The 20,512-nt window shown below is 60.3% G+C and carries 19 protein-coding genes; 10 read left to right on the top strand and 9 right to left on the bottom strand.

Annotated elements, in window-relative coordinates:
* Positions 1 to 3: 3 nt before the first annotated feature.
* The 3 genes from BUB60_RS08895 to BUB60_RS08885 all read right to left on the bottom strand — a co-directional run bounded on the left by BUB60_RS08895 (position 4) and on the right by BUB60_RS08885 (position 1,725).
* Complete coding sequence (locus BUB60_RS08895) at positions 4 to 267, bottom strand: metal-sensing transcriptional repressor (RefSeq protein ID WP_073077911.1); 264 nt, start codon at positions 265 to 267, stop codon at positions 4 to 6.
* A gap of 148 nt (positions 268 to 415) precedes the next feature.
* Positions 416 to 700 carry a zinc-ribbon domain containing protein gene (locus BUB60_RS08890; RefSeq protein WP_073077909.1) on the bottom strand — a complete coding sequence of 95 codons (285 nt, stop codon included), beginning with the start codon at positions 698 to 700 and terminating at the stop codon, positions 416 to 418.
* A gap of 53 nt (positions 701 to 753) precedes the next feature.
* A complete protein-coding gene (locus BUB60_RS08885; RefSeq protein WP_073077907.1) occupies positions 754 to 1,725 on the bottom strand; it encodes a metal ABC transporter substrate-binding protein in 972 nt (323 codons plus the stop codon).
* Positions 1,726 to 1,853: 128 nt separating this feature from the next.
* Here BUB60_RS08885 and BUB60_RS08880 point away from each other — a divergent pair, with 128 nt between their 5' ends.
* The 5 genes from BUB60_RS08880 (at position 1,854) to BUB60_RS08860 (ending at position 8,105) form a co-directional block, all read left to right on the top strand.
* Positions 1,854 to 2,669, top strand: a complete 816-nt coding sequence (locus BUB60_RS08880) for a metal ABC transporter permease (RefSeq protein ID WP_073077905.1) — start codon at positions 1,854 to 1,856, stop codon at positions 2,667 to 2,669.
* Between the two features lie 185 nt (positions 2,670 to 2,854).
* Entirely contained in the window at positions 2,855 to 4,474 is a 1,620-nt protein-coding gene (locus BUB60_RS08875) for an MGH1-like glycoside hydrolase domain-containing protein (RefSeq protein WP_143162308.1), read from the top strand.
* 17 nt (positions 4,475 to 4,491) lie between these two features.
* Positions 4,492 to 6,285, top strand: a complete 1,794-nt coding sequence (locus BUB60_RS08870; protein WP_073077901.1) for an MGH1-like glycoside hydrolase domain-containing protein — start codon at positions 4,492 to 4,494, stop codon at positions 6,283 to 6,285.
* 133 nt (positions 6,286 to 6,418) lie between these two features.
* The gene (locus tag BUB60_RS08865; RefSeq protein WP_143162307.1) at positions 6,419 to 7,324 is read left to right on the top strand and encodes an SIR2 family NAD-dependent protein deacylase; all 906 of its coding nucleotides are present in this window, start codon (positions 6,419 to 6,421) and stop codon (positions 7,322 to 7,324) included.
* Position 7,325: 1 nt separating this feature from the next.
* Positions 7,326 to 8,105 (top strand): protein-ADP-ribose hydrolase, encoded by a 780-nt coding sequence (locus BUB60_RS08860; RefSeq protein ID WP_073077897.1) that lies wholly within the window; start codon positions 7,326 to 7,328, stop codon positions 8,103 to 8,105.
* An 11-nt stretch (positions 8,106 to 8,116) separates the two neighbouring features.
* Here BUB60_RS08860 and BUB60_RS08855 read toward each other — a convergent pair whose 3' ends face one another.
* Positions 8,117 to 8,608, bottom strand: a complete 492-nt coding sequence (locus BUB60_RS08855) for a tRNA (cytidine(34)-2'-O)-methyltransferase (RefSeq protein WP_073077895.1) — start codon at positions 8,606 to 8,608, stop codon at positions 8,117 to 8,119.
* A gap of 82 nt (positions 8,609 to 8,690) precedes the next feature.
* Here BUB60_RS08855 and BUB60_RS08850 point away from each other — a divergent pair, with 82 nt between their 5' ends.
* The 5 genes from BUB60_RS08850 (at position 8,691) to BUB60_RS08830 (ending at position 14,609) form a co-directional block, all read left to right on the top strand.
* The gene (locus tag BUB60_RS08850; RefSeq protein ID WP_073077893.1) at positions 8,691 to 10,205 is read left to right on the top strand and encodes a carboxypeptidase M32; all 1,515 of its coding nucleotides are present in this window, start codon (positions 8,691 to 8,693) and stop codon (positions 10,203 to 10,205) included.
* Positions 10,206 to 10,514: 309 nt separating this feature from the next.
* Complete coding sequence (locus tag BUB60_RS08845; protein WP_073077891.1) at positions 10,515 to 10,928, top strand: RrF2 family transcriptional regulator; 414 nt, start codon at positions 10,515 to 10,517, stop codon at positions 10,926 to 10,928.
* A gap of 84 nt (positions 10,929 to 11,012) precedes the next feature.
* Positions 11,013 to 12,905 carry an anaerobic carbon-monoxide dehydrogenase catalytic subunit gene (cooS, locus tag BUB60_RS08840; RefSeq protein WP_073077889.1) on the top strand — a complete coding sequence of 631 codons (1,893 nt, stop codon included), beginning with the start codon at positions 11,013 to 11,015 and terminating at the stop codon, positions 12,903 to 12,905.
* 19 nt (positions 12,906 to 12,924) lie between these two features.
* Entirely contained in the window at positions 12,925 to 13,377 is a 453-nt protein-coding gene (locus tag BUB60_RS08835; RefSeq protein WP_073077887.1) for a 4Fe-4S dicluster domain-containing protein, read from the top strand.
* On the top strand, positions 13,374 to 14,609 hold the full coding sequence (locus tag BUB60_RS08830) for an NAD(P)/FAD-dependent oxidoreductase (protein WP_073077885.1): 1,236 nt from the start codon (positions 13,374 to 13,376) through the stop codon (positions 14,607 to 14,609). The genes BUB60_RS08835 and BUB60_RS08830 overlap by 4 nt, the downstream gene beginning before the upstream one ends.
* 317 nt (positions 14,610 to 14,926) lie before the next feature.
* Here the strand turns inward: BUB60_RS08830 and BUB60_RS08825 are convergent, their stop codons facing one another.
* The 5 genes from BUB60_RS08825 to BUB60_RS08805 all read right to left on the bottom strand — a co-directional run bounded on the left by BUB60_RS08825 (position 14,927) and on the right by BUB60_RS08805 (position 20,492).
* The gene (locus tag BUB60_RS08825) at positions 14,927 to 15,094 is read right to left on the bottom strand and encodes a YezD family protein (protein ID WP_073077882.1); all 168 of its coding nucleotides are present in this window, start codon (positions 15,092 to 15,094) and stop codon (positions 14,927 to 14,929) included.
* A 189-nt stretch (positions 15,095 to 15,283) separates the two neighbouring features.
* A complete protein-coding gene (locus BUB60_RS08820) occupies positions 15,284 to 16,834 on the bottom strand; it encodes an FGGY-family carbohydrate kinase (protein WP_073077880.1) in 1,551 nt (516 codons plus the stop codon).
* Between the two features lie 154 nt (positions 16,835 to 16,988).
* Complete coding sequence (locus tag BUB60_RS08815) at positions 16,989 to 17,777, bottom strand: uroporphyrinogen decarboxylase family protein (protein WP_073077878.1); 789 nt, start codon at positions 17,775 to 17,777, stop codon at positions 16,989 to 16,991.
* A gap of 2 nt (positions 17,778 to 17,779) precedes the next feature.
* The gene (locus BUB60_RS08810) at positions 17,780 to 19,447 is read right to left on the bottom strand and encodes an ASKHA domain-containing protein (protein ID WP_073077875.1); all 1,668 of its coding nucleotides are present in this window, start codon (positions 19,445 to 19,447) and stop codon (positions 17,780 to 17,782) included.
* Positions 19,448 to 19,466: 19 nt separating this feature from the next.
* On the bottom strand, positions 19,467 to 20,492 hold the full coding sequence (locus tag BUB60_RS08805; RefSeq protein WP_073077873.1) for a uroporphyrinogen decarboxylase family protein: 1,026 nt from the start codon (positions 20,490 to 20,492) through the stop codon (positions 19,467 to 19,469).
* Between the last annotated feature and the right edge of the window lie 20 nt (positions 20,493 to 20,512).

Below are 20,512 nucleotides of genomic sequence, written 5' to 3'. Positions count from 1 at the left end.
GCGTCACGAAATCCTGGAAAAGTATTCTATGGCCCTGGCAAAGCCGGCGACCGCCTTTTCCGCGTCACCGTCCTTGATGCCTTCCCGGACGCCGCGGTCGATGCGGTCTTCCAAAAGGCGCTGCCCAACCTTGTGCAGGGCGCTTTTCGCGGCGTTGACCTGTATCAGTATCTCCTCACACCGGACGTCATCGTCGAGCATTTTGTCGATGGCCCTGATCTGGCCCATGATTTTGTTGAGTCTGCTATGTAAGTTGTCCGCATCCATATTCTCCCGCCGCCTTCCGTCTGTTCATCGGGACGTCCTTCGTGCACCGCAGCGCGCACTGTTTGAAAAGGGCCTGGATTCGTGTCAGGGACACGGAATCCAGGCCCTTTTCCTGCTTTAGGTTCTTATTGCCGCTGCCGTCCTGCGTCTAGGTCGCGGCGGTGTCCTTCATCTTGGCAAAGCACTCGCTGCAATAGACGGGGCGGTCGTCGCGCGGCCTGAAGGGGACCTTGCACGGCCTGCCGCACGCCGCGCATACGGCGTCGTACATTTCGCGGGCGGGTCCGGCGCCCTTTTTCCGGGCGTCCCGGCACTCCTTGCATCTTTGCGGCTCGTTGGAAAAGCCTTTCTCGGCGTAGAATTGCTGCTCTCCGGCCGTCCAGATAAACTCCCTGCCGCACTCCTTGCAGATCAGGGTTTTGTCCTGATACATCATCCAAACTCCTTCGGATATCCTATATCCGCGCTTTAACGGCTCTTCGCCGTTTATTTTGTCAGGCTGTCGTAGATCCTGGTCAGATTGTCGGTCATGCGGTCCAGATACGTCATATCGTCCTCGCCGCTCTCGATGGTGTAAATTGTTTCAACCGTTGCGCCAACCTCGCCGGCAAGCGTTTGCGAAACCGCGGGGCTGACCATATCCTCGACAAATATTGTTTTTACATCGTTTTGCTTGCAGTAATCCACCAACTCCGTCAGCTTCTGCGCGCTGGGCTCGCCCTCGGCAAAGGTGTCTTCGACGCTGTTTTGCGTCAGACTGAAATCCCGGCAGAGGTAAGCGAACGCGGCGTGCCCCGTGACAAAGCTCTTTTTCGTCACGGACTGAAACTTTTCGTTGTAATCGTTATAGAGCTTCTCCAGCTGCGCGACGAAATCGCCGCAGTTTTTTTCGTAAAAGTCCTTATTGGCGGGGTCGGCCTGGACAAGTCCGTCCTTGATATTTTTCACTTCAAGCTCCGCGCCTTTCAGGCTGAGCCAGATGTGAGGGTCGTATTGCCCGTGCTCCTCGATCTCGCCGGGGTCCGTATTCGTGATGGGCGTGCCGCCCTTGGACGCTTCCACGGTGACAAGGTCCGGGTTGTTGGCCGCCTGCACCGCTTTATCGGCCCATGCCTCCATGCCCAGCCCGCTGTATACAAAGACCTTGGCCGCGCTGAGGGCGACGAGGTCCTGCGCCTTGGGCTCAAAATCGTGCGGTTCCGTCCCGTCGGGGATGATCGTCGAAATTTCCACCTTGTCCTGTCCGACGGCCGCGACAAACTCTTTCATCGCGTTAAAAGTGACGGAGACCTTGATCTTGTCCGCCGCCGGGGTGGCCGTCTGATCCGCGCTGCCGCTCGGCGTGCCGGTTGCCGCCGGCGTATCTGTCGGGTTGCCCGCCGTATTATTGCCGCCGCACGCCGCTAAGCTCGCGGCGAGGATAAGGCATAGCAGCAGCCCGGCCCATCTTTTTAACATTATTCATCAACCTCCGAAAATGTTATTGCAAATGAAATGCATTTGCATTTATAATACATGATAGTCCGATGGGATATTTTTGTCAAGCGCAAATAAAATGCATTTGCATTAAAGCGAGGGGAAGGCCAATGTTAAATTACACCTTTATGCAGAACGCGATTTTCGTCTCCGTATTCATTTCGATTCTATGCCCCTGTATCGGCATCTTTCTGGTGCTGCGCCGCTATTCCATGATCGGGGATACCCTGTCCCACGCCTCGCTGGCCGGTATCGCCATCGGGCTGATGTCCGGCCAGAATCCCATACTCGGCGCGTTCGTCTTTACCTCGATCTGCGGCGCGCTCATTGAATTTCTGCGCGGTTATTTCAAAAAATATACCGATCTGATTCTCACCATCGTCCTTTCTCTGAGCGTGGGTACCGCCATCACCATCATCAGCTCCGGAAAGCTCCACGCCAACGCGGACTCCTTTATGTTCGGCAGCATCCTGACTGTCACCCGGTTCGACATGATAATGGTGGCGGCCCTTGGCGTGATTTCGGTTTTGACCCTGATTTTTTTGTATCATCAAATGATCTACATCGCCTATGACGAGGAGACCGCCAAGGTGGCGGGCGTCAAAATCAGGCTGATCAACTATATTTTTTCCATCCTTGTAGCCTCGGCGATATCCGTATCCATCAGGATCGTCGGCGTGCTGGTGCTCAGCTCCATGATCGCCCTGCCCGTCGCCACCGCGCTGCAGCTTGGCCGGGGCTTTAAGGTCACGCTGGTATTTTCGATTGTCTTCAGCGTCATAGATATCATGCTGGGGCTTTTTATCTCGTATTATCTCAACGTGGCCCCCGGCGGCTTTACCGCCCTGATTTCCGTGGCCGTCCTCGTTCTCGTGCTGCTTGCAAAAAAAATACGGTCGGCTGTCGGAAGCGTCGCTGCGAAATAGCGGGTATTTAAGGCATTGAGTGAAAAAAACGGCACATCCTGAGAGGATGCGCCGTTTTTTGCTATTCAGCTCTGTACTCCCGCTATATCCCGGTACAGGCGCTCCCAATGACGGCGCTATGCAAACAACCCGCCGCATGGTAATATATGGATAAAAGTGTCAACAAAAAAGAAAGGAGCTTTAAAATGCAGCTTGACCTGAAAAAGATACCCTTTGGCAGACGGCTGTCAAGGCACCTGATCTACGAGGAGACGGACCCCCTCGGCACGGGCTGGGCCAGGGGGCTGTACCTGGGGCTCGCGGCGGAGAGCGGCGGCGGTTTCATCGGCGGCCCGGCCGCGGGGCCCGCAGGCTTCATTCGCATCACGCCGACCTTTGTGGGCGGGGAGCTTGCGTACACGTACACGGCCACGCCGGCTTTTGTGGCGCTGGAAACGGCCGAAGGCAGCGTCCGTTTCGCCCTGGACGGCGCGAAGGTCCTCCGCATCGAGGGCAAAGCCGTCGGGCTCCGGTTAAACGGCAGGCTCGGCTTCGGCGGGAACGCCATAAAGACCGGGCGCGGCGTCGAGCTGACGATGGGGGCGGCGGTGTACCTCATCAAAGCGCTGAAAGGCAGCGTGACGCTGGACTGCCGGTGGGCGCTGAAGGCCCTCCGCTGCACGGACCCTGTCATCTGCATAGAGCCCGGCGAGGACGGGACCTTCGACCTGGCCGTTTACGACACGGACGACGCGTATGAGCTGCCCGGCATCGCCGAAAGTCTGGACGGCTGCGCCGCCGCGTCCGCGGCCGATTACGCCGCCTTCGCCGCCGGACTGCCGGAGCCCGGGGACGACGGGCCTCTCGGCCCCGCCGCATACGCGCTTTGGATGGGCTTCCTGCCGTTTAAGGGCCGGGAGCTGATTTGCGCCGGCAAACTGAGCGACCCGAAGCTTTACGCCCTGGAGCAGTTCGCCGCGGCGCTGGCCCTGAAAGACGCTTCGGCGTCGCTGGAGCTCATCGGCGGCATGCTGGGCTTCGCCACGGCGCGGGGGCTTGTGCCGGCCTGGGCCGCGGACCGGCAGTGCTTGTACGAGGCCGTTCCGCCCGTTTACGCCTATACCGTCAGCCGCCTAATCGGCAATGGCAGCATCAATGATGTTTCCCGGGAGAAGCTTTCCGGCTTTTATGAGGCGATGTCCGGGGCTGTGGGCTGGTGGCTGGACAACCGGGCCAGTGACGCGGGGCTTTGCTTTTACGCCTACCGCCATGAGTGCGGCTGGCCCCGGGAGCCCGTCTTCGGCTGCGGCACGCCCGCCGAGGCGCCGGACCTTGCCGCCTATATCGCGCTGGCCTCGGAGGATCTGTCAAAAATCGCCGGGCTGCTGGGCAAAGCGGAAGACGCCGCTTCCTGGAAAGCGCTCAGCAGCCGTCACCTGGACTTTCTGACAGGGCCGCTGTGGGACGGCGCTGGCTTCATAAGCGTCAACGCCCTGACGGGCGAAGCGGCGCCGGCCGGCGGCCTGCTCGGCCTGATGCCGCTCATCCTCGGCAGTCGGCTGCCCGAACCGATTGCCGCCGTTCTGGCTGAAAAGGTGGCGGCCGTCTCCTGGGAGAACGCCGCCGTGATCCCCTCAACCCTGATCCTGCTGGGCCTCGGTGACCTCGGCCGGGAGCGGGAGGCGAGAGCGGGGGCGGCGGAAGTCCTTAAATCCTGCGCCGCCGGCGGCGCCAGGGAGGACCGCGGGAAAAGTATCCCGGCGGGAGAGTTTTACGCCCCGGCCGTCTGCGCCGCCCTGCTGGCGCTGGGCGGGACGCTCCAATAAGAAAGGGGTGCACCGATATGTTTGGGACAAACGAAAAATTCAATCTCCAGCGGGCTGTTTTCGCGCGCAGCGCCAGCGCCTTCTTTATATTCGAGGATTACTATTCCCATCTCTTGCGCCTGACGAACTACAAGCCGGCGTCCATTGTGCTGACGAGCCCTTTCCTTTTTAATCTCCGGCTGTTTTCCGGCGGCGCGGAGCTGCCCTATACATATTTTTCCGATGCGGGCGTTCTCCGGATGGACAGCGAAAAGGGCAGCGCCGAATTCGTGCTGACGGACCGGGAGCAGCTCCGTGTCCGCGGCGCGGGCGTCGCGCTGCGGGTGGAGCTCTGCCCCGCCATAGAGGATATGGGCACGATTGCCTGCCACGGCGTGCGGAGAAAACCGGACGGCGCCGTTGAGGCCGTTTTCGGCACATACGGCAAATTCCTGTTCAAAGCCCTGAAGGGCAGGGTAGAGGCCATATGTCCGTGGAATGAGGAAACGGGCGGTTACGACGCGGTGATTTTCGATATTCTCCCCGGCGAGGGCGGCACCTTTGAGGCCGCCGTCCACGAGGACATGGAGGAGCTCGTGATCGGCGACGAGGCGTATCCGCCCTTCGACGCGCTTATCAGGGAAAGTCTCGACAGCTTCGAGGCTTTCAAGCAAAATTATCGCCCGGCGGCGGAGGGGTATGAGGAGCTGCGGGACTACGCGGCCTATCAGATCTGGAGCCACCGGGCCAAGGCCGGTGGCGGCTTTAAGGAGCCCGGCATCCTGTTCCAGTGCTCCATCGCGGGCATTTTCTCCTGGCAGCAGAGCTATCACGGCATGACGATGCTGAACAATCCCCAAGAGGCCTGGCGGCAGATCTGCACCCTGTTTTTGTATCAGGACGAGCGGACAGGGCGGCTCCCAAGCTTCATCTCCTATCTCGGCGGGAGCAACCCCGGCATTCAGCCGCCCTTCCAGGGCTTCGCGCTGGACGTTTTGATCCGCCGGGCCGGCGACAGCTTCTTGACCCCGGCCGAATGTGAGCGGATGTATCCCAGGTTCGCCAAATGGGCGGAATACTGGCTGATGTACCGGAACGCCGGGCGCGGCGGCGACGTGACCGCCGTCAATAACCCCAACGATTCCGGCTGGGACGACGCCTCCATCTTCAAGGACGGCTTTCCCGCCCAAAACCCCGACATCATCGCCTTTGTCATCGTCCTTATGGAGATGACCGCCCGCCTGGCCCGGGGCTGCGGCAAGGCCGCCCAGGCGGACAGCTGGAAGGCCCGCAGCGACAGGCTGCTGGACACACTGGTGCGGGAGTTCTGGGACGGCGAAAAATTCGCCACCTTCGTGGGCGGCAAGCCCGTGGACAGCATGAGCCTGGCCTGCTACCAGCCCATCCTCTTAGGAGACCGCCTGCCCCGGCATATTATCGACAAGGTGGCCCGGCGCCTTACGGAGGAGGGGGACTTTCTCTGCGAGATCGGGCTCTGTACCGAGAGCCTCAAGAGTCCGCTCTGCGATTACGGCGCGAACACCTTCGTCAGCGGCAGGGTCGTCGCGCCGCCCCACCTGATCCTCACCGTGGGGCTCGATATCGCCGGCAAAAAGAAGGAGGCGGCGCTCATCGCCCGCCGCTGGTGCGACACTGTGAAGGAGCGCGGCGTCATCCTGGGCTTTGCGCCCTACGAGTATTACCGCCTGACCGGGGAGAAGGCCGATATCACCCAGGGCCCCGTGGCCTCGGACGGCTGGAGCTGGTCCACCTGGAGCGCCTGCTGCACGATGACGATGATCACCTCCGTCATCCCCGAAGAGGAGGGATAACCGCCAATACAGCCTTGTCAGCCTTCGCCGTTTCACTCCCCGCAATGACCTATCTGGTTTTGCCCCTGTCTCCATCATTGTGTTTTCCGCCGGTTTGGACTATATTTATAGGAGCAAAAGCATGGAGGACATTATGGCAGATCATCATACAGATAAAGGCTTTGCCGAATCGGTGGAAGAACTCAGGACCTGGCTGGATTCAGCCGACAAGATACTCCTCGGCGCGGGCGCGGGCCTGTCGGCGGCGGCCGGACTGAGCTATCTGGACGAGGCGCTGTTTAAGCAGTTTCAGCCGGAAATGGCGGCCCTGGGCTATCATTACCCCTACGAGCTTTTCCAGCATGAAAACGACGGCTGGCCCCAGGCCAGGGAGTGGGCCTATCTGATCCGGCACATCAATTTTGTCCGGTATACCTTCCCCGCGTCCGAGCTTTACAAAAAGCTTTTAAAGCTCGTGGAGGGCAGGGACTTTTTCGCCGTCACCTCAAACTGCGACCGGCAGCTGATGCGCGCCGGCTTTCCGATGGACCGGGTGTTTGAGGCCCAGGGCAGCTACGACAGGCTGCGGTGCACGGAAAACTGCACCAGGGAGACCTGGGAGATCAAGCCCCATATCGATAAGCTGCTCCCGCTTATTGACCCGGAAACCTTTATGATCTCCGATGAGAGCGCCATACCCTACTGCCCTTACTGCGGCGCGCCGCTTTATACGGCCTTTCGCGCCTTTGAGGGCTATAAGGCAGAGCAGCAGCGCTTTTATGACTGGATCGGCACCACCGGCGGGAAAAAGCTCTGCATCGTCGAGCTGGGCGTGGGCTTCAACACGCCCGCCGTGATCCGCTGGCCCTTTGAGCGCCTGGCGTACGCCAGCGGGAACGCCCATTTGTTCCGCGTCAACAAGGAATACAGGGAGTGGCCCGGCCACGGCGGCTTTTCAGAGGTGCCCGAAGAGCTGAAGGGCAAAGCCACGCCCATGCCGTACGACGCCGGGGATGTCATCCGGCGGCTCTATGAGGCGCTGCCGCCGGAAAGGAAATGAGATGACCCAGGACGAAAGAAGACTGTATCTGCTTGAAAGGCTGTTGGCGGAAAGCGCTCAATACAAAGGCATGGAGATACCGGCCGACAGGGAGGAGCAGCGGCGGCTTTTACGCTCTTTGATGAATGTCCGGCCCGCCATGCCCGTGACGGAGGCTTTCCAAAAGGTGCAGGACGAGTATTTGTCGGAACGCCTCGCGGAACGCGGCATTGTTGACGCGGCGTCGCTGCCGGCCGTGCCGTCCAATCCCCGGCTTGCCATCTGGCGGGGCGACATCACGGCGCTGAAGGTCGACGCCATCGTCAACGCCGCCAACAGCCGCATGGAGGGCTGCTGGCAGCCCTGCCACGCCTGTATCGACAACTGCATCCACACCTTTGCCGGCGTGCAGCTCCGGCTGCGCTGCCATGAGCTCATGACGGCACAGGGCCATGAGGAGCCCACCGGGCAGGCCAAGCTCACCCCCGGGTACAATCTCCCGGCAAAATACGTCCTGCACACCGTCGGCCCGATCATCGATCATCCGCTGACAGAGCAGGACTGCGCTTTGCTGGCCTCCTGCTATCTCTCCTGCCTGAAGCTGGCGGCGCAAAACAGCTGCCGCGCCGTCGCCTTCTGCTGCATTTCCACCGGCGTCTTCCGCTTTCCGCAGGACAAGGCGGCGGAGCTCGCCGTTCAAACCGTTAAAGAGTTCCTGAATGAGCCTTCATCGATCGAGCGGGTGGTTTTCAACGTGTTTAATCCGGCGGACGAGCGCATTTACCGCGGGCTGCTGGGGTGAGGCATCTGCTTTCAGCCCCAGCTTAAATGATGCAGCGCGCCTTTGGCCTCCAGCCCGGCAAAATCTTGCTGCCGCAGAGCCTCGTAAAGGACGATCGCGACGGCGTTGGACAGATTGAGGGACCGCGTGTCCTGAAACATCGGTATGCGCACGCAATAGTCCTTATTGTCCTTTAGGATGCTTTCCGGTATGCCGGCGCTCTCCTTGCCGAACAGGATAAAGTCGCCGCCGGTATAGGCCACGTCGCTGTATTTTTTCAGCGCCTTCGTCGTCGCCATGATGACCCTTGGAAAGCTGTTTTTTTCGAGAAAGTCCCGGTAGCTGTCATAGACATGTAAGTCGAGATCTTTCCAGTAATCGAGGCCCGCTCTTTTGATGTGCTTTTCGTCCAGCGTAAAGCCGAGCGGCTTTATCAGATGCAGGGAGGCGTTTGCCGCCACGCACGTCCTTCCGACATTTCCGGTGTTGAACGGTATTTCGGGTTCCAGTAAGACAATGTTCATTTTATTACCTCGGCCGGTTTTGATTATTAAATCGCAATTCATTTTAAAATAGGTCAATAATAACGGAAAAGGAGTGATTGATTTGGAGCTGGCGACAGCGCTTGAGGAGCTGGCGGCACTGCAAAAGGAGTATTTTGCCTTTCAGTATGCCGAGGGCATCCTCTATTACGACAGCGTGACAGGCGCGCCGGAGGGCAGCACCCAGGGCCGCGGGGAAGCGATGGCCATTTTGAGCGGGCGGGATTTCGAGATTTTGGCCAGTCCTCATGTCGGCGCGCTGCTGGATTTTTTACAGACGCGCCAGGCGGAGCTTTCGGAGCTTCAAAACGCGCAGGTCCGGGTGATCCGGCGCGAATACGACCAGATCAGCAAAGTCCCCAAGCACGAATACACCGCCTATGCCGCCCTGATAAACGAGGCCACCGCCGTCTGGCACCGCAGCAAGCAGGAAAACGACTACGCGTCCTTCGCGCCCTATATCGACCGGATCGTCGGGACGATGATCCGCTTTGCCGGCTATTACGCGCCGGGGAAGGACGCCTACGACGTTTGGCTTGACCACCACGAGCGCGGCATGACGAAAGAAAAGCTCGAAACCTTCTTCGGCGGGCTGCGCCGGACGATCGTGCCGCTCCTGCAGCGCATCACGGACAAAGGGGCGCAGCCCGACAACGGATTTTTATTCCGGGAGTATCCGGTGGAGAAGCAGCGCGCGCTCTCCGATGCTCTTATGCAGGTGCTCACAATCGACAGAAGATACTGCGCCATCGCCGAGACGGAGCACCCGTTTACCACCGAATTTACAAAGCACGACGTGCGCATCACGACGAAATACCTGCCGGACAATCTGGCCGGCGCCATGTATTCCACCATCCACGAGGGCGGGCACGCCCTGTATGAGCTGCACACCGGGGACGAACTGATGTACACCTTCCTGGGGCACGGTACCTCCATGGGCATCCATGAGAGCCAGTCCCGCTTTTTTGAAAATATGGTGGGGCGCAGCGAGGCGTTTGTCCAGGCGATTTACCCGAAGCTCTCGGCGCTTTTCCCCGCGCAGCTCAAGGACGTGGACGCCCATCGCTTCTGGCTGGCCGTCAACCGCGCCGAGCCGTCGCTGATCCGCACGGAGGCCGACGAGCTGACCTACAGCCTGCACGTCATGGTGCGCTTTGAGATCGAAAAAAAGCTTTTCGCGGGGGAGATCATCGCCAAGGACATCCCCGCGCTCTGGGCCTCGCTTATGAAAGACTACCTGGGCGTCGACGTCCCCGACGACCGCCGCGGCGCGCTGCAGGACAGCCACTGGAGCGGTGGCAGCTTCGGCTATTTCCCCTCCTACGCCGTGGGGAGCGCCTACGCCGCCCAGTTCTATGCCGCCATGGGCAGGGAACTCGATATCGAGGCCGCCGTCCGTTCCGGCGACCTGTCGCCGCTGGCCCGCTGGCTGGAGCAAAAGATCTGGCGCTTCGGCGCCGCCAAAGAGCCGGACGAGCTGCTGCTGTCGGCCACCGGGGCACCCTTTGACCCAAAGTATTATCTCAGCTACCTGACGGACAAATTCCGGCGGGTCTATGGGCTGGACGGCGCTTGGTAAGAACTGACTTGGCTTCTGTTAAAAGGGCGTTCCGCAACGCTTATGCGTTTGCGGCGCGCCCTTTATTTATCGGAAACTATATCCCAAGCTTTATCCTCAACGCCGCGCGCCCTTGCTGTCAGGACACGGCGTTATTATACGCGCGGATTGCCCCATAAGCAATCAGTCCGCCGGATAATTTAAACGGAATGCATGGAATTATTGCCGGCACCGGACCGTTTGTTGGGCTAAATAACATTGACAAATAATTAACGATGTTGTATCTTGAAAATACACCAATTGAGTATAGTTTTAAAAAGCGGAGAGAAGATGAAGATTACACAAGAGGGAGATTACGCGCTGAGGGTCGTCCTGTATCTGTCGAATAAGGGCGTCGGAGAAATCGTTGAGGCCAAGGTGATCGCCGGGGAAGTGGTCATCCCGCTGCGCTTTTTGCTCAAGCTCCTCCGAAAGCTGACGGTTGCGGGCATCCTCCATTCGCACAGGGGCGTGGGCGGCGGCTACGCCCTCGCCAGGGACCCGGCGGATATCACTCTTTTTGACGTTATCGACGCCATCGACGGCCCGCTGTATATTAACAGATGCTTGTATGACAAGGCATACTGCACCTTGAACCGCACCGAGACGTGCGCTGTCCACGGCGCGCTGGAGAAAATTCAGGTACGCCTGCTGTCGGAGCTCAAAGGCGTCACGTTTAAAGATATGATGGACGGCGCCCATTAAACAAAATACATCGGGAAGCACATTCCCGATTTTATTTGAACCAAAACAATACCAAATTAGTATACTTTTAAGGGGGACCAACACATGCCAGAACAAAGAATATGCACAACCTGCCGCTCGGCGGATACGCTTCTCCAGGATTTCATTTCGACCCTGGATGTGGACACGGCGCATCACCGGGTGGAGACGCAAAGCGTCAAATGCGGTTTCGGCCTGCAGGGCGTCTGCTGCCGGCTCTGCGCCAACGGCCCGTGCCGCATCACGCCCAGCGCGCCCAGAGGCGTCTGCGGCGCCACGGCGGACACGATCGTGGCGCGGAATTTCCTCCGGGCCGTTTCCGCCGGCTCGGGCTGTTATATCCACGTCGTTGAAAACACGGCCCGCAACCTGAAAGCCTTTGCCAAAAAGAAAAAGCCCTTCAAAAGCGTCGAGACCCTCGACAGGCTGGCGGCGCTGTTCGGCATCGGCGAGGCCGACGTCCATGATCGTGCCGCCGTGGTGGCGGACGCGGTGCTGAGCGATCTCTACAAGCCGGCCTTTGAGAAAATGGCGCTGGTGGAAAAGCTGGCGTACGAGCCCAGGCTGAAACGGTGGAAGGAGCTCAATATCCTGCCGGGCGGCGCCAAATCAGAGGTGTTTGACGGCGTCGTCAAAACCTCCACGAACCTGAGCAGCGACCCCGTGGATATGCTGCTCCAATGCCTCAGACTCGGCATTTCAACGGGCCTTTACGGCCTGACCCTCACAAATCTCCTCAATGACGTGATGCTCGGCGCGCCGGTTCTGCGCAAGGCCCCCGTCGGCCTCCGGGTGATCGATTCCGGATACATCAACATCATGCTCACCGGCCACCAGCAGTCGATGTTCGCGTACCTGCAGGACCGCCTGACCGACGAGGATGTGACCGAGAAGGCGAAGGCCGCCGGGGCGAAGGGGTTCCGGCTGATCGGCTGCACCTGCGTCGGGCAGGACCTGCAGCTGCGCGGCGCGCACTGCCCCACGGTTTTTGCCGGCCACGCGGGCAATAACTTCACCAGCGAGGCCGTGATCGCCACGGGCGCCATCGACCTGATCGTATCCGAATTCAACTGCACGCTGCCCGGCATCGAGCCGATTGCCGATCGGTTCATGGTCAAAATGATCTGCGTCGACGACGTGGCGAAAAAGGCGAACGCGGAGCTGCTGCCCTATAATTTTGACGATTTCAGCACGCAGCTGGAGTACATCATCGCCCAGGCCGCCGAGAGCTACGAAAAGCGCCGCCCCCGCGTGGCCATCCGGGAAGTCCCGCGGCACGGCGACGACGATGTGCTCACCGGCGTCAGCGAAGGGTCGCTGAAAGCCTTCCTCGGCGGGAACTGGCAGCCGCTCATCGACCTGATCGTCCAGGGCAAAATCAAGGGCATCGCCGGCATCGTCGGCTGCTCCAATCTCACCGCGCTGGGGCATGACGTTTTCACCGTGGCGCTGACAAAAGAGCTCATCCGGCGCGATATCATCGTCCTGTCGGCGGGCTGCTCCAGCGGCGGCCTTGAAAACGTCGGCCTCATGTCGCCGAAAGCCGCCAGCCAGGCGGGCGACAATCTCAGAAGTGTCTGCGAGAGCCTGGGGATACCCCCGGTGCTGAACTTCGGCCCCTGCCTTGCCATCGGGCGCCTGGAAACCGTCGCCGCCGAGATCGCCGGGACGCTGGGCATCGACATCCCCCAGCTGCCGCTGGTCCTGTCCGCGCCCCAATGGCTGGAGGAGCAGGCCCTGGCCGACGGTGCGTTCGGGCTGGCACTGGGGCTCCCGCTGCATCTGGCGCTGCCGCCGTTCACCACCGGCAGCAAGCTGGTGACGCAGGTCCTCTCCGAGGATATGAAGACGCTCACGGGCGGCCAGCTCATCGTGGAAGGCGACGTCGTCAAGGCGGCCGACAGGCTGGAGGCCATCATTGTGGAAAAGAGGAAAGGGCTTGGACTGCGGGAAGTCTGAATATGGAGGGGGTGTACGCGTGAAAAGGATCATGATTGACAAGGAGCTGTGCGCCGGCTGCCTGAACTGCAGCCTGGGGTGTATGGCGGCGCACAGCGATACGGGCGATTCCTTCTACGACCTGGATCTCCAGGACAATAAAAACGAGAGCAGAAATTTTGTGGCGCTGGACAGAAACGGGAAACCCGTTCCCATCTTCTGCCGCCACTGCGACGAGCCGGAATGTGTCGCCGCCTGCATGAGCGGTGCCATGACAAAGGACCGGGAAACGGGCGTCGTCAGCTATGACCGCGATAAATGCGCATCCTGCTTCATGTGCGTCATGTCCTGCCCGTTCGGCGTTTTGAAAACCGACGAGAAGACAAGAAAGGTCATTGTGAAATGCGACCTGTGCGCCGGCCGGGAAGGCCCCCGGTGTGTCGAAAGCTGTCCCAGCAAGGCCATTTATCTGGTGGAGGTCAATGCGCTATGAAATATGTCATCATCGGGGCCGGCGCGGCGGGAATCAGCGCCGCCGGCAAGATATCGGAGCTCGACAAGCGCGCCGAAGTGACCGTCATATCCGCCGACGAGGCCGTTTATTCGCGCTGTATGCTGCACCATGTGATTTCCGGCAGGCGTACGGCCGAAACCATTTCCTTCGTTGATAAGGACTTCTTTGACAAGCGGGGCATCACCTGGCTGAAAGGCAAAAGGGTGACGGGCGCGGACTTCCAAAAGCGCCAGCTCACGCTGTCGGACGGGACGTCGGTGGGCTATAACAGGCTGCTGATCGCGGCCGGCTCCAAAGCGTCCGTGCCGCCGGTCAAGGGCGTGGCGGGCGCGGGCAACGTGTTCACCCTGCGCGACCTGCAGGATGTGGAGCGCATCAGCGCGGCGGCCGAAAAGGCCAAAAAGGCCGTCGTCCTCGGCGGGGGCCTTGTGGGGCTGGACGCCGCGTCCGCGCTCCTGGAAAAGGGCCTGGATGTCTCCGTCGTTGAGATGGCGGACCGGGTGCTGCCCTTGCAGCTGGACAGCCAGGCGGCCCTCGGCTACGAGGAGGCCTTTAAAAAGGCGGGGGCCGGGATTTATACGGGCGTTTCGGTGACGGAGGGCGTCCGGGATACGGCCGGCGCCGTCAGCGCGCTGAAGCTGAGCGACGGCACGGTCCTCCCCTGCGATATGGTCGTGGCGGCGGCCGGCGTCCGGCCCAACGTGGAGTTCCTCGAGGCCGGCACGATCGATTTTGACAGGGAGATCACCGTCGATGACCGGATGCGGACCTCGGTGCCCTATGTGTACGCCGCGGGCGACGTGACGGGCCTTTCGGCCATATGGCCCAGCGCCGTCAAGCAGGGCGTCGTGGCGGCCTGTAATATGACCGGGAACGACAAGCGCTACGAGGACTATTTTACCGCCAAGAATTCCATCAGCCTGCTAGGCCTGGATACCGTGTCGGTCGGGCTCCCATCGGCGCCGGACGACAGCTATACGACGGAGGTTTATTTAAAGGACGGCGTGTACAAAAAAATCATCTTCAAGGACGGCGTTGTCTGCGGCGTCATCCTGCAAAAGGACATTGCCCGCAGCGGCTTCTGGACCCAGGTCATAAAAAATAAGGAGAAGCTCGAGCTGCCGGACGGCAATCCGTTTAAGGTCACCTACGCCGACTTTTACAATATCGACAGCCGCGGCAGCTTCCGGTTCGGCGCCGCCGCGCTTTAAGACAGGGGATTGCCTCAGCTTGTCAAAGAACCATTATACAGAGGGGGAAGCCTCGCAGAGTTTGCCGCCGGAGCGGCAAATAAATTCATGATTTGTCACGCAGGAGGACATGCGCCTCCGGAGTGACACTTCTCATGCAGCGCGCGGCTGAGCACGCTGCATGCAGCCCCTTGTCGGATAAAGCCCAAAGGGCTTTATCGACAGTTTGCGGCAATCCCCCGCTCCGGATACGGAGCGGGGGATTGCCGTTGAAGGAGAAAAGTCAGTTAAACGGAGTTGTTAAGTTCAGGAATGGTCAAGGCGCCGTACACAGCCGCTCAATCCTTCTTCAGGCGGGTTTTCTCGAGCTTGTCGATCTGGATCACCCTGCCGTTTTGAATATGTAGAGTGACGGAACCAAACTGCAGATCCTTGATGCATTCGATAAGCTTTGACGTGATTTTTTCCAGGGACTCTTCATCTGGAATTCTGACGATATTGGACATCTCATCACCTTCTATGTCATTAGGCTAAGCAAAGAACAAAAGCATACTAATTATATATGAAATATATGTTATAAAAATAATAACACCGAATACATATAATGTCAATATGTATAATATGAAATTATAGGCAGAAATTTGCTGATTTCCGGTCTCGCCGTGTTTCTTTGCAAGACAGGCCGTCCCCGCGCCTCAGATTCCGCTGTCGAGCAGCGCTGCGATGCTGTTCCATACCGGCTTCAGCTGGCCGTAAATCTGCGTGTAAACGTCAAAGAGCGCGTTGTATTTTTGGTGGTTTTCCGCATTCGGCTCGTATTGCCGCGCATAGCTGACAAACCGGCCGACGGCCTCCTCATAAGTTTTGAAGTACCCCGCGGCCACAGCGGCGTTGATTGCCGCGCCCTTCGCGCCGAATTCCTCGCCCGACGGGACCTTTACCGTCACGTTCAGGCTGTCGGCTATGATCTGGCACCAAAGGCCGCTTCTGGCGCCGCCGCCTGCCAGGCAGAGCTCCTTGACCCGCCGCGGAATGTTGGCGTAGCTGTGCTTGATGGCCAGCGCCACGCCCTCGAAAAGGGCGCGCAAAAGATGATATTTGGTATGATGGGGCGCGAGGCCGATAAAGTGCGCCTTGGCGTTTTTATGTAAAAACGGCGCTTTTAATCCCGTGGAATTGATAAAGGGGTTATAAAGTATCCCTTCCGAGCCGATGGGAATCTCGCGGATTTTTTTGTGGAGGTCGTCAAAAATATCCGTTCCCGCGTCCCTGGCGCGGGCGGTGTCGTCCTGGCAGAACTGCCTGATAAACCAGTCCAGGTTCGGCGTCCCGTAATTGGTATTCACCATGCGCACCCAGCGGCTCTGTGGGCCAAGAGGCACGGTATAGCCGACGTTATACGGCTTGATGTCGGGTCTGTCAATGACGATTTCGCTGATGAGCGCCGTGCCGAGGATCGTGCAGGCGTCGCCGTCGGAAATCGCGCCCACGCCCAGGGCGGACGCGGAGATGTCATACGGCGCGTTGGTGACCCTGACCGACGGGGGAATCCCCCATGCCTCCGCGAGCTCCGGTTTGATGTCATAAACCGTGTCGTGGCATTTGTCGATGCGCGGCAGCAAATGGCGGTATTCCTCGATGCCAATGCGCTTCAAAACCTCGCCGCTGTAAGTCTCGGCGGCAAAATCGTAATAGGATATGCTGGCCTCGGAGGGGTCCGTACTGATAACCCCTGTCAGCTTGAATTTGATCCAGTCCTTGCAGTACAGCGAAAAGGACGCCTTTTCCAGCGCCTCCGGCTCGTGGAGTGACAGCCATTTCAGCACCACGCCCTGGCTGCCCGTAAACAGCTCGCAGCCGGTGATCTGGTAGACCCGCTCGGAGACCCCGCGCCGCTCGAAATCGCGGATGACGTCGCCGGCACGGGTATCGTTCCATAAAATAGCCTTTCTGACGGGATTCCCGTCCCGGTCAATCAGCCAGGCCCCGCAGCCCTGCCCTGTGATGCCGATGGCCCTGATATGGCTTTTGACGTCGGCGCCCGCCTGCCCCAGCAGTGTGTCGACCGTACCCTTGACAGCCGCCCAGACCTCGTTCATGTCCATCTCATACCAGTCGTTTTCGAGCGAAATGAGGCCGACGTTGCCCTGCGCCTTCGCCACCTCGGCGCCGGTGTCGTCAAAAAGTGCCGATTTAATGACCGTGGTACCGGCGTCGATGCCGATAAAATACGCCTTGCTGCCCATGCTTTTTGCTCCTTATGTCGAATTATGTCGAAATATTCAATCGCCCGGGTAAATAAAAAGACCTGTTTCGTATGTGGATGTACACAAAGGAAACAGGTCTTCAGTTGTCTGGTCAACCCCGAAGTAATATATAGTTTTCATATATGTTTTATCATTACCGCCTTTGTTTGTCAAGATGTAATTGATATAAGCGCGCCGCGGATTTCGTGTGAGGGCATTGATGGCCGATAAAAATGACGGTTTCCGCGTTTTCAGCGGTGGATAACAGCGCCCGTTCGTAAGAAGGGTCCGGCGGCGCCAGCTCGGACAGCTCCAGCAGGCCGTACTCCTCCAGCGGGGAAAAGCTGTAGGGGCACAGATGCACGACGCCGTGGGCGGGACTCTCCGCGAGGCGCTCCAGCAGGCGCAGCTGAAATTCGGCGGCGAAGGCCCGGTAGCGTTTTTCCCCCAGCAGGCCGCGCTGCGCCTGAGGGTCCGCCAGCGAGACGACCTTCACGCCCCGGTCCAGGGCCGCCGCGATATAGCCGGCCAAGCCGTCCGTCAGCGCGCCGAGCGCGGCGCGGACCTCTTCAGGCTGCCGGAGCAGCCACGCCGGGAGCTTTTGGGAGGACAGCAGCGCCAGCAGGGAATAAGGCGCGCTGACATTTAAAAGTATAGCCCGCGCCGCCGACCGCCGTTCGAGCTCCGCGAGCAGCTCCCGGATGAGCGGCCGCTCCGGCAGCGGGGGGATATCCCGCAGCTGCTCAGGCGATGTAAACGGCGGGGTGACGTCGCAAAAACCGCTCGCCGTGACGTGCGCCCGGGCGCCCAGGGCCCGCGCTTCGGTGACAAAGTCGGCCGGGAGCGTCAGAAAGAGGCTGTCTTCCGCCGAAACGGCGTTTTCAAGCGCCGCGCAGTAAGGGCCCGCCATATGCTCCGGCGCGTGTGGGCTGACCGGCTGCATATTCAAAATCCCAGGCACGCGACAAACAGCTTCTCAAAGTCCGGCGTGTCGGCAAGCTCGACCTTGTCGACGTTTGACGCCAGCGCCTGCATGTCGGCGCGGAAGCCGGTGTTCAGCAAAAAAGCCGCGGCGCCCGATTGGGAGGTGTTGCCCACAAAGCGCACCTTCCCCGCAAACGCCGGCGGGAGCAGGCCGATATCCAAAAGGCTGCTTTCGCGGAGATGATAGCCGAACGAGCCGGCGATCAAAACCTCGTCCACGGCGGCCTCCGGGACGGAGAGCTGGGCCAGCAGCGCCGTGATACCGGACCGGATGGCGCCCTTGGCGAGCTGGACCTGGCGGATATCCTGCTGGGTGAGGAAGACCTCGTCGGTGATGAAAAACGCCGTTTTGCCCTCGTACGGGCGCAGCGCGGCCTGGAGCGGCTCGGGAAACGCGCCCTTGTCGGCGCGTACGAACCGGCCGCTTTTGCCGATCACGCCGACGCGCACGAGCTCGCCCGCAATATCCAGCAGCCCGCTGCCGCAGATGCCGGCGGCCTTGGCGCCGCCGATGGTTTTATAGTGCGGCCTGCCGTCGCCGTCGACCTGGAACTGTTCCACAGCGCCGGGGACGGCGCGCGTGCCGCAGACGATGTTCATCCCCTCAAAGGCGGGGCCGGCGGCGGTGGAGGTGGCGGCAAGGCGGCCGTCCTTGGCCAGCACGATCTCGCCGTTGGTGCCGATGTCGATAAACAGCGTGGCGCCGGCCTTTTGCTCCAGGCGCGAGACAAGTATGCCGGAGGTGATGTCCGCGCCCACAAAAGCCGAAATGATGGGCGGGAGATAAACGAGCCCGAAGGGTGAAAGCCCCAGGGCGTCCGCCGGGAGGTGCGCCCCGCCCCGGATGTTGGGGATGTAGGGGTATTTTCCCAAAGGCGCCGGGTCGACGCCGGTGGCCAGGTGCAGCATGGTGGTGTTGCCGCTGTAGATGACCTCGTAGATATACCGGGGATCGATGCCGGCCGCGCGGACCAGGCTGTCGCGCAGGGCTGAAAAAGCGGAAAGAAAGGCATGAAACAGCGTTTCCAGGCCGCCCTCTTCCTCGGCGAAATGGATGCGGGTCAGCACGTCCTGGGCATAGGCGCTCTGCGGGTTGAGCATGCTTTCGGAGGCCAGGTGCTCCCCGGTGGGGAGGTGGATCAGCTCCGCGACGAGCGTCGTGGTGCCGATGTCCAGCGCGATGCCGTACGCCTTCCCGGTGGTGTCTCCGGGCTCGCTGCCCAGGAGCGTCCCGCCGCCGTACACGTGGGTGACGCCGCCCTCCGCGCGTTTTGTAATATAAGGGTCCGGCGCGTATTCGAAGGATTCGCCTTCCGAGAGGATGCTCAGCCGGCGGTTTTCCTCGGCCCTGCTGTGCACGAGAACGTCGATGTCGCCGTAGACCTTCGTCTGGCAGGCCAGCACATAGCCTGCTTCCCGTTCCGCCCGGGGGAGGCTGTGGGCGCCGCTGTCGTCCACGCCGGCAAGCTGCGTGAGGTCGGATAAGCGGACACGGCATTTTCCGCAGGTGCCCACGGCGTTGCAGGGGGATTCGATGTCGATGCCTGCTTTGCGCGCGGCGTCCAGCACCGTGGTGCCGGGCGCCACGGCGATCGTGCTGTTTTGTCCGATAAAGCGTATGGTCGGCATGGGGTCACTCCTAACAAATTCAGTCGTCTGTAACGGTATGGGTGAGGGCCTTGATATTGCGCAGGGGCGTGGAGGTGCTCAGGCCGCAGGCCGGCGCGATGATATCGATGCCGGCGGCTTTCAGGCCCTGCGTGGCCGATTGCACCGCGCGTTCCTCGCCGAACTCCAGCAGGTAGGTGCTGACGTTTCCCATGACGGTGACGCCGTCAAGCTCCGATTTGAGCTTTCTGAGGCTGACCATCGCGTCCACGCTCAGCGCGTCGCTGCGCAGCTTTGCCAGCATGGGCTTTACCATATTGACGTCGCCGCAGATATGGATGATGACAGGCACGCCGAGCTCTTTCACGGCCAGGGCCAGCTTGTTCAGATACGGCACGGCGAAATCGTCGAAAAACCTGGGCCCCAGGATTTCCCCCGTCGCGGTGGGGTCGGCGATGGATATGACCGACGCCCCGTTGTCCGCCAGCAGGCGGGCGTAGTCGATGAGCTGATCGGTCACATAGTCCATGACGCGATGCGCGGTTTCGCGGCTTTTCCGCAGCTGCTTTAAAAAGGTCATGGGGTCCACGATGGAAGCGGCGGTGCTGACAGGGCCCGTCACGCTGCCGATGACCGGAATGTCGGGATAGCGCTTTGACAGCTCCGCCACCGACTGGAGGACCACGCCGGCGCGCGGGCTCCTGGAGACCGCGCCGGGAGACAGATACTCCACCGCCTCGACGCTGCCGAAAACCTCCTTTTGAATCTTCGGCTCGCATTCCAGGGTGCCGAAATCGACCTGGCTGCCCAAGGCTTCGGCCTCCACCGTCATGCAGAAGGGGATGCCGATATTTTCAAAGCCGGTCAGCTCCTTGACGTCCGAGGCCAGGCCGCTCATCAGCTGCCAGTCGCCGTGGGCGTCCGGCAGGGTATGCCCGGTGGAGGTCATGACGTCGACGATCGCGGCGTTCATCATGCCGCCGGGGCATATCACCGGCGGCCGCTCCACGGACTTTTTGTCCAGCGTCCGTAAAAGGCGCTCTTTTGGAGAAAAGGTGTCGTTCATAATAAGTCCCCTCCGTTCTG

Origin of the sequence: Sporobacter termitidis DSM 10068 (genome assembly GCF_900130065.1) — a bacterium.
In the GTDB taxonomy this organism is placed as follows: domain Bacteria; phylum Bacillota; class Clostridia; order Oscillospirales; family Oscillospiraceae; genus Sporobacter; species Sporobacter termitidis.
This window is presented reverse-complemented; position numbering and strand designations above follow the sequence as displayed.